Origin of the sequence: Persicobacter sp. CCB-QB2, from assembly GCF_001274635.1 — a bacterium.
Taxonomy (GTDB): domain Bacteria; phylum Bacteroidota; class Bacteroidia; order Cytophagales; family Cyclobacteriaceae; genus Persicobacter; species Persicobacter diffluens.
The window spans coordinates 1,391,648-1,405,206 of the sequence record NZ_LBGV01000001.1; the positions used below are offsets into that span (position 1 = coordinate 1,391,648).

11 protein-coding genes are annotated in these 13,559 nt (G+C 40.9%); 6 read left to right on the top strand and 5 right to left on the bottom strand.

The genetic code is table 11. From position 1 onward, the window contains the following. The first annotated feature begins 185 nt into the window (after positions 1-185). Positions 186-2,189, top strand: coding sequence for a hypothetical protein (locus NG22_RS06265; RefSeq protein WP_157600889.1), 2,004 nt, complete (start codon positions 186-188; stop codon positions 2,187-2,189). A 995-nt stretch (positions 2,190-3,184) separates the two neighbouring features. On the opposite strand, the gene NG22_RS06270 is transcribed toward NG22_RS06265, so the two are convergent. Then, a complete protein-coding gene (locus NG22_RS06270) occupies positions 3,185-3,805 on the bottom strand; it encodes a hypothetical protein (RefSeq protein ID WP_053404940.1) in 621 nt (206 codons plus the stop codon). A 194-nt stretch (positions 3,806-3,999) separates the two neighbouring features. Here NG22_RS06270 and NG22_RS06275 point away from each other — a divergent pair, with 194 nt between their 5' ends. Continuing rightward, positions 4,000-4,506 carry a hypothetical protein gene (locus NG22_RS06275; RefSeq protein ID WP_053404941.1) on the top strand — a complete coding sequence of 169 codons (507 nt, stop codon included), beginning with the start codon at positions 4,000-4,002 and terminating at the stop codon, positions 4,504-4,506. A gap of 82 nt (positions 4,507-4,588) precedes the next feature. On the opposite strand, the gene NG22_RS06280 is transcribed toward NG22_RS06275, so the two are convergent. From NG22_RS06280 to NG22_RS06290, 3 genes are all read right to left on the bottom strand, one after another. Continuing rightward, positions 4,589-5,356, bottom strand: a complete 768-nt coding sequence (locus NG22_RS06280) for a S1/P1 nuclease (RefSeq protein ID WP_053404942.1) — start codon at positions 5,354-5,356, stop codon at positions 4,589-4,591. 50 nt (positions 5,357-5,406) lie between these two features. Further along, positions 5,407-5,982 carry an HD domain-containing protein gene (locus tag NG22_RS06285; RefSeq protein ID WP_253275654.1) on the bottom strand — a complete coding sequence of 192 codons (576 nt, stop codon included), beginning with the start codon at positions 5,980-5,982 and terminating at the stop codon, positions 5,407-5,409. Positions 5,983-6,070: 88 nt separating this feature from the next. Then, a complete protein-coding gene (locus NG22_RS06290) occupies positions 6,071-6,592 on the bottom strand; it encodes a gamma carbonic anhydrase family protein (protein ID WP_053404943.1) in 522 nt (173 codons plus the stop codon). A 34-nt stretch (positions 6,593-6,626) separates the two neighbouring features. On the opposite strand from NG22_RS06290, the gene NG22_RS06295 reads away from it, so the two are divergent. From NG22_RS06295 to NG22_RS06305, 3 genes are all read left to right on the top strand, one after another. Next, positions 6,627-7,913 carry an anthranilate synthase component I family protein gene (locus NG22_RS06295; protein ID WP_053404944.1) on the top strand — a complete coding sequence of 429 codons (1,287 nt, stop codon included), beginning with the start codon at positions 6,627-6,629 and terminating at the stop codon, positions 7,911-7,913. Between the two features lie 34 nt (positions 7,914-7,947). Then, complete coding sequence (locus NG22_RS06300) at positions 7,948-8,736, top strand: DUF3298 and DUF4163 domain-containing protein (protein WP_172674339.1); 789 nt, start codon at positions 7,948-7,950, stop codon at positions 8,734-8,736. A 328-nt stretch (positions 8,737-9,064) separates the two neighbouring features. Further along, complete coding sequence (locus NG22_RS06305; protein WP_053404946.1) at positions 9,065-11,407, top strand: outer membrane beta-barrel family protein; 2,343 nt, start codon at positions 9,065-9,067, stop codon at positions 11,405-11,407. A 306-nt stretch (positions 11,408-11,713) separates the two neighbouring features. Here NG22_RS06305 and tnpA read toward each other — a convergent pair whose 3' ends face one another. Further along, positions 11,714-12,148 (bottom strand): IS200/IS605 family transposase, encoded by a 435-nt coding sequence (gene tnpA / locus NG22_RS06310; protein WP_367379241.1) that lies wholly within the window; start codon positions 12,146-12,148, stop codon positions 11,714-11,716. 478 nt (positions 12,149-12,626) lie between these two features. Here tnpA and NG22_RS18090 point away from each other — a divergent pair, with 478 nt between their 5' ends. Further along, the gene (locus tag NG22_RS18090) at positions 12,627-13,415 is read left to right on the top strand and encodes a hypothetical protein (protein WP_253275655.1); all 789 of its coding nucleotides are present in this window, start codon (positions 12,627-12,629) and stop codon (positions 13,413-13,415) included. Positions 13,416-13,559 lie beyond the last annotated feature (144 nt).

Sequence of the window (13,559 nt, forward strand, 5' to 3'; positions counted from 1 at the left end):
TCATCAGGCAAGCGAACTGCTTAAACAAGCCGTCTAAAGTTGGGGTAAAGGATTCAGTAAGCGATTTGCAATAATTAAAGAAATTAATATTAGATGCTATATTTATAATTAAACCAATAAAAAATTTACGATCTTCAAGTAATATTGTGTATCACGATCTCATGAAAAAACTGTTCCTCCTTATATTGATAAGCACTCAAGCGGCGCTGGCCTTTGCTTCAGGTAACAATAACATTCCTGAATCTACTTTTGGGACTATCAACAAAAATTTAATTACTGACAGCGTCTCCAGCTTCTTACATCAGGATCATGCGGCCATATTATGGGATCAGGCCAATTTTGAAATAAAACCTACAGCGCTCTCCGGTAAGTTAACCGCTACGGTAACCATTCACCGTCAAATTTTGATTCAGAACATTGAAGCCGCCCAATCTTTATTGAATTTTATCATTAAACTGCCTCAGCACACGGAGGGTGAACTGGATCAGTTTAGATCAAAATGGTACAAATTATCAGACGGACAATTTTCTCCGATCAAGACGGATATTCATCATATTAAAAAAGCCAATACGCGTACTAATTTAGCCTATTCGATCAATATTGATGGAATTTCAGGTCCTTGCATATTAGAATACGAATATACTTACCGTTACAGAGACAATTTTCATCTGCCGGATTGGAGCTTTCAAGCTGAATTTCCTACGCTCTGGTCTATTTTGCAGGTTCAGTATCCGGAAAATTTAACCTATAATTTCAGTCCAAGGGGTAATTTAGATTTTCACACCTCCTCGCAGGAAAGCTTGACTGCTCGTGTTAAAATTCAACAAGACAAAAAGAAGGTAAAACACGATTATAATATTGAGCGTCGGAAATTTATTATTCATCAGGCTCCCGCAATCAAACCTGTGGCTCATGCCACCTATGTTCAAAATTACTTTCAAAGAATGAACATTTATCTGATGGAAGTAGCTCCTTTTTTAAATGAAGGCGAGCGAATAGAAGTTGCAAAGGATTGGGAGGACATACAGCAATACCTGATTTCCATGAGCAAATTTGGTAAATTCTATCTCCGCCATCAGGAAGAATATGAAAAGCTACTGCGGGAAATTGGAGTTACCGCTGCCGATGAAGAAAATTTGCAGAAGATTTATGAATACGTTACGCAACATGTGAGGTGGAATAATAAATTTCGATTGATTGCCAGAGCAGATGGCCCATCCGAATTATTGGATAAGCGTGACGGTAATTCAGCAGATATCAACCTGACCATTCTGGGACTGGCACATCATGCTGGATTTAATGCCACCCCCTATATCTCCTCTATCAGACAAAAACCCCTGGCCAACCCTAACTTCCCAACTTTATCAGATTATCATTACGTTTGCCCCATCATTGCAATTAACGGGCAGCGCATATTCATCGATGGCACTAGTCCTTACCGAACGATGGGAGAGCTTCCACTGGAATGTGGAGTGAATGCGGGCAAACATTTAACCCAGCATCAAGTCAAGACAATCAAGCCGATTATCGGAAGGGGATATTTTATGGAGCAGTCCACCCAAATCACGACCAAAAACCGACGAAGATTCTCCTATAAAAATGAATATATTTCGGAAGGCATTACAGCTTACGAACGAAGAAAACATCGCTCTGAAAAGCCACAAAATTACCAAATTAAAAAATGGACGATCCCTCACTTTTTCACTATTATCAGCAACCGTTCACTAAATCTGGAGAATGTACAAGAACCTCTGAAAGAAATATTTGAATTTGAAGTTGAAGAGGCTGACTATCATTCAGAACAAATCAACATCTTCCTTCCGGTAGAGTTTGAAGCTCATCAAATACGAACTACGGACAGAAACATTCCGCTGGATTTAGGGGCTCCTTTGCATCAAAAAATCACTTACCACATCCCAATTCCAAGGGGTTATCAGTTACAACACCAATTTTTCAACCAAAAAATTCAGCTTAGTGGTGGTTTAAATTACTTTTCCTGCACCCTGCTTCCTGAAGCAGAAAGCTTAACTTTGATTTTCGAATTGGAATTATCGGATAGTATCTATCCTTTGACTGCTTTTCCAAAACTTAATGAAATGATTAACGCTTGGGAAGATATCTCGACCTCACCTATCGTTTTGAAAAAGCTCCCCAACACCATAGCTGAGGAAGCTATTGAAGAATATTAATGCGCCCGGATTTTCAAGTTTAAACCCTCATTTAGCGGTAAGGCAAAAATAAAAGATTTTTCCTGTTTCGAGTTTTCCCAAGGCAGTAGAGGAATGAGGAGTAAGCGAGCCGAAAGCAATTTGTGTTATTTGTAAATCAGTAAAATCAAACCCAACAAACTGACCAAAACCTGCTTTGTGTGGCTCACGAATCCACGGCTTTTACCTAAAACTACAAATGGGCAAATTATAGGAATGTTCTAGTTCTCAGTGAGGGTTGATTTGAGCGCTTGTTTATGAGTTAGATTACTATCTTTTACAGTATTGATATTATGGTATAAAATCTTCCGCATCAACAGTCCGGCCTTGATCAATGGGCGGATAGACAAGGGTTCTCCTGGCAACTAGAAGGCATCACAGCGACATTTTAGCAATATTTCACCAGTCTTTTGCCCTCTCCAAATGTTGCCTTGAGGGATTCCGTCAGCAGGTTCTTTGTTCCGCCAATATTGATCACAGCCTTGATTTTTTTGTTTCGTTTTTTATCAAGAAAAAATGAAAAAGAAAACCTTGAATATTAAATATAAGGTGTTAAATGGCTGATCTATATCTCTATAAAAAAAACTACTCACGAAACCTATTGAGGTATAATTCGGATTAAATTTGACAAGTGGAAATAATTTCGCCTTCAGCAATTTATATGCTTTACTAAGAGCATGCTTAATAGCGCATCCTCCGACTGCAAATTCGAATTATTGGAAGCGATTTTGGATAATTGCTCAACAATAGCGCATCTATTCTCTCCAAAATAATCCGGTATCGCTTCTGCTATAATCAAATTTTCGTTACGAATTTTAACTTTTAAACACGCTATAAATGAAGAGGTACGTAATTTTTCATGACCACAAAAAGCTAATACCCTTAGAATATCAGAATTTAACCATTGATTCAGAGAAGGTTTTACTTTTACCGGCAATAAAGGTAGCATAAGGCACCCCTTCGTATAACATGATTACTTATTCGTGAATTGAATAGATCGTCTGCGGATTTTGAAACCTTTGATAAGCACTCCAAATCAAATAGGCGATCACCCCTATTCCTACGGCCCAAACGCCCTCTACCCCTAAAAACTCAAAGGCCATGGTCATCAGTTTTTTAATGCCCCGATTTCTACCACTGTAAGCAATCTCCTCCCCGCGGGCCAAAGCGGCATTAGTGGTTAATCCCAACCAAATCATGCCCCCAACAAATGCCATCCAAAACACATTTATGGCCAGCGGCACCCATTTTTTTTCAGCTCTTTGCGTTGTTACAAAATTTCGACTGTCCTTCAATTGCTGTATAACATAAGCCCGGTCTTCTGTATTGGCCATCACCACCGATTTGCTCTTTTCTTTACCCTCAGCATTTTGAAAAAATATTTCCAAAGTGTTTTCCTCTTCCCGGTATTCCAGTCTTATTACTTGACTTAGGGGGATTCTGCTTAAATTTTCGAGCATTCCCTTTTTCTCCAGAGATTTTAGTACACTCTCTGCTGTCTTGTGCTTTTTATCACTAATGATAATTTCCTCACTGGTTAAAGCAAGTACTTTATTATGCTTTTCATTTAAAGCAAAAATATTAATTGTTAATTCCATTATTCCTCCTCAATTACAAAACATTCACAAATATGAAAAAAATATAATTAAATCTTTAGGTAGCCATTCCCTGATCAGTCATAATTATTATTGATTTTTATCACTAAAACAATAATCATCTCTTACTTTAACTGATTATCACTGGATTAAAAAGCAATAATAATATATATTGAGAGAGACCAAAATTTACCATAATGAAAAAACTTAGTCTCCTTATCCTGGCCCTCTTCTGCTTCACCGCTTGCTCAGAAGAGCCTAGTCCATCCATAACCGCAGATCTACTAGAAAGTAGAGAAGCCTGGGGAAACTTCAAGAAAGAGCATGCGAACACCTATTCCTTTACCAGCACAACCTCCTCTTTTACCTCTTTACAAACAGCATCCACCCTTATCGTTTCTAATGGAGTAGTCATTCGAAAAGATTATTATGCCCAATACCGGGATGATAACGGTGACTTAGTCGAGGAAAGATTTCAGGAGACTGGAGGGGATATAGGCCTTTCACCAAAAGGCATCAGGCCAATGACCATGGATGAAATTTATGATTTGGCAGAAACCGAATGGTTAAAACCTGAAGTCCCGGCAGAAGTTTTCTTCGAAGTAGATCACCTTGGCATTCTTTCCAAAGCCGGATATCAGGCTGAAGGATGTATCGATGACTGCTTTAAGGGTATTACCATTGAAAAAATCACGGCTTTATAATTCACCAGTCGTCCCATCCCAAAACAAAAAAATCCTCTGAAGGCAGCCCTCAGAGGATTGTTATTATGTTAAATCCAGTAGATTATCCGAATAACTCATTCAGGTAGCCAGCCAGACGAACGCCACCTTTAAGAATCTGGTGATACATCACATCTTTATAATCATAAACGTAACGGTAACCAAAATTCCCATCCCCAACATTGTCATACAACTCATTGGCGATCAGGTGCGACTCCTCTACCCAATCCAATACCTTGGCAGATTGCCATTCTTTGACTTCAGCCTCTTTGGGAATTCCTACATGGCGCGCCAGTTCGGTATAGCTTAAATCCAGATAATTGATAATATCCGAATCCCACACACGGTGCAGGTTAGAATCCTTACGGAACCACTTTACTTTCACTATGTTTCCACCTAAATCTTCGGCATGGCCAACGTGCATCGGCTGATGTAAATCTCCCACTATATGAACAATATAACGGAATGCTTCACGTTTTTTCTCTATCGTGGCATTGGGATCCTTCAAAATAGAAGACATCAATTCCAAAGCCATCACCGCATCGCCTTCCGGATTTTTTGTGGAACGCTCATAAGTCTCATCTCCTTTCATGTTCACGTAATGATAAACATTACAAGAATCATAGGCATGATCCGACTTCACCTCATCTGCCCAGGTAGAAGCCATGGCCAGGTTCTCATCACCCATTAGGGCCAGAATCGCCTTGCGCGCTTTACTGGAAAGGTGTTGCTCCGCAATTTCACCTACGGCGCGGTGACCGTTAGCCCCCCAACCGAATGACTGCCCTACCAGAGCAACCATCATCAGCACTACCAAATTAATTTTCTTCATCAATCTCAGATTTGTTTCATTCTTCTAATAATGCAAAGAAAGCGGAAAAATTATTTCTTCCCATCCCATTCGGCATAAAATCGCATTAGAAAGTCCTCCATGAAAGCATGACGATCTTCGGCGATCACTTTTGCAGCATCCGTATTCATCCTTTCTTTTAAAAGCAATAACTTCTCATAGAAATGGTTAATGGTACTTCCCCTGCTATTTTTATAAGATTCAAAATCTTTATGCAGGACTGGCTCCTGCTCCGGATCATGCATGGGGTTCCCCACACTGCCTCCATAGGCGAAGGTCCGGGCCACACCAATGGCGCCAATAGCATCGAGGCGGTCAGCATCCTGCACCACCAAACCTTCGATAGATTCCATTTTGTTTGCTACCCCGGCTCCTTTATAAGAAATATGTTCAATGATGTGAACAACTGCCGCAATGTCCCGCTCGGCAACACCGAGCCCTTCCATATACTCGCGGGCCACCCTCGGACCCACGGTCTCATCTCCATCATGAAATTTAAAATCAGCAATATCATGCAGCAGGGCACCCATTTCAGAGATAAACATATTGGCTTTCGGTACCCCTGCAAAATCAACTTTGTATTTTTCCAGACCCGATAAATATGCCACCAGTCATGACCGGTGCCTTCTCCCAAAAATTTCTCCCGCACATAAGCGGCGGTTTGTTCAACCCACTGCTGCTTTTGATCTTCCTTCATTATTCTTCCTCTTTATACCAGGTCGCGTATTTTTGGTAATAGTTTTCACCAATTCGCTGAATCATTTCCTTACGATCCCCAATTTCCTTCACTTTCTTCGCCGGAATGCCCGCATAGATGGTACCGGATTCTACTACTGTATTTTCCAAAACAACTGCTCCAGCTGCTACGATCGCACCTTCTTTCACCACTACACCGTCCAGAAGCACCGAATTCATCCCGATCAGGCAATTGTCTTCAATGGTACAACCATGGATCATGGCTTTATGACCAATGGTTACATTAGAACCAATCGTAGTCGGATGAGTTTGGTAAGAACAATGGATACAAGCCAAGTCCTGAATATTGGTATTATCCCCCACTTTAATATAATGCACGTCTCCGCGAACCACTGCATTGAACCATACGGAGCAATTGTCCCCTAACTCTACTTCCCCAATTACGGTGGCATTGTCGGCTAAAAATACATTTTTCCCAAATTTAGGGCTTACATTTCCTCTGATGGTCTTTATTAGTGCCATAGCTTTTTTACTTTTGTGAAAAAATTAAACATCCTTGAAAAGAAATCAGCTTTCCTTTCCTTCCTTTTCGGAAAAACAATTACTGCAGTGGGCGGCCAGCTACGAACAGCTTTTGTTTTTAAACCCCAATCATTATGGGCAACAGGAAAAATTTTCCCATTTCCCCAAAATGCTGGCCGTGGGCGCAAAAGCTACCCTACATATTCCCGAAGGTGGAAAGGCCAAAGCTTTCGAGCAACTTAAAGCTTTCCACCAAAAGCATGGCGATTGGCTGTTTGGCCACCTGAACTACGACCTGAAAAATGAGGTAGAGGATTTAAAAAGTCGACACAAGGCCAAAACCGAATTCCCTGACCTCCATTTTTTCGTTCCGGAGCATCTTTGCTTTTTCGAAAAAGACGGCGTAAGAATAGAAACTTATAGTTCCCCAAGCAAGCTAAAAGAGGAAATATTGGCCACCAAGATAGCCGATAATCCGCAACTGACTAAGCTTCACTTCCATCCGCAAATTTCCCAGGAGGCTTATTTAAATATGATCGACCGGCTCAAGGAACATATTCGGCAGGGAGATTTTTACGAAATAAATTTTTGTCAGGAATTTATTGCAGAGCAGGCCGAGATTCAACCGGTACCCGCCTATTGGGCACTGAATGAAATGTCGCCCATGCCCTTTTCAGCCTTTTACAAACTGAAAGATCAATATGCCATGGTAGCCTCGCCAGAGCGTTATGTCAAAAAAGTGGGACATCAGATTTATTCAGAACCAATTAAAGGCACCAGCCGAAGAAGAACGGATCCTTTGAAAGATCAGGAGCAGATCAATTATCTGAAAACTTCTGAAAAGGAAATCGCTGAAAACATGATGATTGTGGACCTGGTTCGGAATGATTTGGCCCGAACGGCCATCCCGGGGACTGTTCGGGTTCCGGAGCTGTTTGAAGTGTATTCTTTTCCGCAGGTGCATCAACTGATTTCAACTATCAGCGCCACTATGGCTCCGGAATACCACTGGACAGATGTGTTGGAAAAATCCTTCCCGATGGGTTCCATGACCGGTGCGCCGAAAATCTCCGTGATGCAACATGCCGACCAATATGAAAGTGGAAGGCGGGAATTATATGCCGGCACACTGGGCTATGTGAGCCCTGAAGGAGACTTCGATTTTAATGTAGTGATCCGCAGTCTTTTTTATAATGACCAAAAGAAATTCGCCCATTATTGGGTGGGCGGTGCCATTACCATCGATTCGGAAGCCGAGGATGAATACCGGGAGTGTCTGCTAAAAGCCAAAGCGATTCAAAGTATCTTTTCAAAAAATTAAAATGAATTCTAAGCCCTCAAAACCTATCAACCTTATGAAAAATTTCGGACTGATTATCATGTGCCTCCTTACTGGACTCATCGCATGCGAAACCAAGAGCAACAAGGAGGAGCATTTCGAGCAAAATGCCCTTGAATTTGAAACATTAACCTTTCGAGTAGACGAAAAAGATTGTGAAGAAGAGGAAAAGAATGCCTGCACCTATTTTGAGGTGGAATTACCTTATATCACGAAAGCAACACTATCCGGGAAGGAGGAAAGATTTAATCAGGCCGTGATGGACTTCTTTGAGGAAGATAGTATTAAATCGGTCAAGGAAATTTCGGCATTTATAGAAAATGACATGGTCATCTATGAAGATTTTACTGAATTTTTAGGAGATAATAGAACCAAATGGTTTTATTCAAAAAAAGTAGATTTAATATATACCAACCCTCAATTATGGTCCTTTCACTTTGCACAAAAAGAATATATGGGAGGCGCACATGGAAATACTTCCCATCAGTATAAAGTAATTAATAGTGCCACCGGCCAAAAACTCACTTTAACCGATTTATTCCGGCCAGATTTTCTCCCTGAATTAACCGCCATGGGCGAAGCCGCTTTTAAAGAAGCAAGAGGCATTTCAGACTCCACCTCTTTATCATCTTCAGGGTTTCAATTCCCCAAAAATGAATTTGAACTCAACAATAATTTTGGTTTAAGCGAGGAAGGTATTCGTTTTTATTACAATCCTTATGAAATAGGCCCCTATAGCCTGGGTGCATCTTTTTTTGACCTGCCCATGGAACAAATAAAAGCAGGTCTAAAATTTGATATTTAAAGCGCCAGTTCTCCCGAAATTCCAGCCATAAAACATTATGAAATTGACTGAAATTTCGGGGGTAAATTAAATAATCATTAAGACTTCAAATTATTCTTTGCATCCTTTCTAAAAATTTCCATGTGATAGAATTCTTTAATATCACTAAAAAAGGGGAAAACCAAGATTTTCAGGCATGCCCACCAAAATCATTAAGCATTGATTTACAGGCTATTCCAAAATCTATCAAAAAAATTAACGAATCTAACCGAATCCTAATGTATTTATTTCGATAATGGCGAGGTTTCTGCCTATCATTGAACAATATTATTAGAGAAATTGGAGAAAAATGAAGTTTCGCTTACCGCTTTTTAAGCTCGCTTTCTTTCTTGTTTTTCTGTTCAGCCTTACCGTTACTCAAGCACAAACCATTGTTAGTGTTTCAGGCCAGTTTGTTGATTCGGAAAAAGATGAAGGCGTCCCATTTGCTACTGTAGCCATTTTTAAAAATAAAGGGGATGTTAATCCTATTGGCTCTGGATTTTCAGAAGAAGATGGGTCCTTTGAAATAATTTTAACAGAATCCGGCACCTTTTTTATGCAAGTCCAGTGTATGGGTTTTGATGGATATGAGCAAGCGCTGACTGTTGATATCAGTGATATCAAATTGGGACAAATTCCACTGAAAAGCCAGACTCAAATGCTGGAGAGTGTGGTGATCACCGGAGAAAAAGTATCCGGTACTTCCACCCCGGGTGCTATGAAATTCAATATGGATGCTCAGGGTTCGGATGATATGGAGGAAATCGTATCCAATATGCCCGGGGTCGAAATGGACTTTGACGGAAATGCCTCTATCCGTGGACTAAGTGTTACTTATTTAGTAAATGGAGAAGAATCTGGAATGGAAAATCCGCTTCAGGAAATCCCGAAACAATCTATTGCTTCTATCGAATTAATGACGAACCCACCGGTAGAATATGCCTCTTCCGGACCGGTGATCAATATTATTCTAAAAGAAGATGCCAAAATAGGTAACAGCTTTCGAATGGGTGGAAACTTCGGCAACCTTAATTCCGCTAAAGGCTACGTTGGTGGATCTGTCCGTACCGAAAACCTGACCATTAACCCATGGGTTTATTATTCTCAGCGCGACCGCGAAACATTTGGGAATAATGAGCAACTGAATTACGACGAACGTTTCATGGAGCAAAGCCATACCAGTAAAAATGGCTGGAGGTACGGAAGTGCCGGCACCTGGTGGGCGTATAAGTTCAAAGATAAATCCGAATTAAGTGGAACCATCAGATACTCCCTTTCAGATAATTTCTCCGAAAGTTGGAACAATAACGATTTCTACGATCTGGATTCGGTAACTTTCCGGAACACCAACGTTCGGACCAATGAAAACAACGGCTTCACCAGAGATTTCAGTTATGAAAACAAATACCGAAAAACCTGGGAAAGTGGCCAAAAGCTGTCCTTACGTTATTTGATGAATTATAAGGAAAGCTTTTCTTCTCAACACCAGGGCAGTGACTATATCTACAATGCCGAGGAGGATAATGCAACAATTCTGGATCGCGGTGACCGTACCAATGATAATATGCGTCATCGTTTTCAGGCACGCTTCACGCAGCCAATAAATGAAGAAATGCGTGTGGTGACCGGTTATTATTTCGATTATCGGAAAAATAATCAGACGGCAGAATATGATCGTAAAGAAAATGAAGGCGACTGGATTTATAATCCGGATCGTCGTCAGGATGCCTGCACGGAAACCATGGCCCATGATGTTTTTGCCAGCTTTACCGGAAAATGGGATCGTTTTGGATTAAATCTGGGGATGCGCTATAAAACGGGTAAAACTGATATTCACCAATGGGATGCCGGAATGGGCGTTTATGATGACTTTCTGAACCAGTTCTCTAACCTGAACAACACCATCAAGCTGAGTTACGATTTGAAAGAAGAAGGCGAAAATATTATGCTTTCTTATCGGAATAACGTTCGCCCTCCAAGTGCCGGGCAATTAAACCCTTTCGTGAACGATGCCAATCCGCTTTGGATCACCATGGGTAATCCCGATTTGAACTCGACGAAAACCCACTATCTGGAATTAGAATATTTGAAAGTCGGAGATACCTATACTTTTAAGGGAGGAGCATTTGGAAGAAAAATCTTTGATCAGGTGGCCAGATACCAGTGGTCAGAAGCCGATACTATTTACAATTCCTTCCACAATATTGAAGGCGTATCCGTTGCCGGATTAAATGTCTATTTACAAAAAGACATTGTGCCCGGACTTCGCGGAACAGTGGACGGATCCTGGTCTTATGAATACATGCCGGATCGTGAAGGAGATTTGAGTAAAGCCCAGACCTACTACTTCATTAAGGGTAATGTGGAATACAAATTTGCGAAAAATTACCGTATCGCCCTGACGGGTCGCTACACCTCCACCAAACTTTCCAATAACGCCCAGACAGCGGGATATGGAAGTATGGACATTAACTTTGAAAGGAAATTCTACGATGGTAAAGGAAAGGTATATTTGAACATCCGGGATGTCCTAAACACCATCGAACAAAATGTATTGACCTCCTCGGATTCCTTTATTCGGGACAGCTTTGCAAAACAAGAAACCAGAATGATCATGCTCGGCATGTCTTTCTACTTAAACGGCTTATAAATCAACAAAGCACTAATTATTCTAGTCGTATATCCGGCCTCCTCTGAAATTTCAGGGGAGGCATTTTTTGTGATTATGGTTATTGAGGCCAGCCAATTCCTTGCCCACGAATGAATTCGTGGGCAAGGAATTGGGTAGAACCGACGCATCGTGTAAGCCAACTATTATCAGGCTGTCCTAAATTTTTCACCCATCTCATAGGGCAGATCGAAACTCTAGGTAGATGCGCAAGATAATGCACCTGAAGATTCCTTTTTTGCCCATGAATTCATTCGTGGGCAAAAAAATAGATTACGCCAAAGGTATTTAACAACCATTCAACCTCCTCAAAGCTTCAATTTCCTTTTCAACTTCCCGTCGCAAGTGTATCGATTTTTGATTGATGATATAATGATAAACACGATCCGTTTGGGATTGGCTCACCGAAAAAGCACTAAAACCCACCTGCCATTGAAATTTTTCCCCAACCTCAAAATGAAGATTAAACCAGCGAGAAGAACTCCCTTTTAACTGCTTCGCCACATGCGAAATGGATAGGGTTATAGGATGATGATACAAAATATGGATATGATTTTCTGTACCATTAATCACTATAAAATTCCCACCACATTTCAGTAGTTCCTTTTTCAGAAAATCATGAAAATCAGCCTCCAGCCAATGCTTAATAAACGGCTTTCTGAATTTTGTCACCAGGATCATATGGATCCATACATTACTATAGGAATGAGACATGAAAACCATACCATCCTTGAGAATAAAGGTTTCCCTCACATAAATCCCAGGATGTAAGAATTCCTTCAATTATGAAAAATCATTCCTAGCCCTTCCCTCACCCATGAATTTAATCATTGGACTAAACCAACAGAAAAGCTTACTACTTTCTCATCTACTCTTCCATCACCCATGAATTTATTCATGAGATCATCCCTAATAGTCTAAACACTCCTAAATTTAAACAATCCACAAAAAAACATTCTACACCATATCCACTCCTTTTATCAAAAAGAATGACTACAATACACTTAGCCTTCCCTTTCACCCATGAATTCATTCATGGGGGAACTTCCCCTACCAGCCAACAATCTTCTCCCATTGCCCTAAATCCATAACAATTCCTTAAGCCGGATGACATTCCCGTAACATTTAGTTTGGGAAATTCGCCACGGACCAATTAAAACTGTATTTTTGCGGGAATTATACACAACCAAAATATAGTTTTATGTTCAAAAGAGGTTTACTGTTATTTTCCTGCCTGCTCATGGCCTGGAGTGTAACAGCTCAAAAGGTATTGACTCCAGAATTGTTATGGGAAATGGGCCGTGTAAACGGAGGAGAAATCTCTCCTGACCAAACGACCTTGCTTTACGGCGTAGTAAATTATGAATTATCTGAGAACAGTGGCAAGAACACCCTGTTTCTGAAAGATCTTAAAAGCGGTGAAGACCGTGAATTAAAATTACCTTCCAGTGCTTCTTCCGCAGTTTGGACTCCTGACGGGCAGATGATCGCCTTTTTGATGGGAGGACAAGTTTACGAAATCCGTCCGGATGGCTCAGGACTTCGCAAAGTAACCGAGGTAGAAAGCGGGGTTTCCTCTTTCAACTACGCTGCTTCCGGTGATAAACTGGCTTACTCCACCTCTGTAAAATTAAAGCCTACCACTGCAGACCTTTACCCGGATTACACCAAGGCCAATGCCGTAGTGATCGATGATTTGATGTATCGTCACTGGCAGCATGGTCAGATGAATTCTTCAACCACGTATTCGTGGCAGACTATAAAGAAGGAAGCATTACTAACGCCAAAGACATCATGGGCAAAGAAGCTTATGACTGTCCTACGATGCCATTCGGCGGTGGAGATGACTATACCTTCAGCCCTGACGGGAGCAAATTGGTTTACGTTTGCAAAAAGAAAGAAGGAAAAGAATATGCCGTATCCACCAATACGGATTTGTACGTGTATGACATCGCAGCCGGTACCACTCAGAATTTCACGGAGGGCATGATGGGTTATGATACTCACCCTACTTTCTCCAACGATGGTACTAAATTGGCTTGGTTGAGCATGGCCCGTGATGGTTACGAGTCAGATAAAAACGACATCGTGGTTTATGATTTCACGGCACAAACCAAAACCAACATCACCAAAG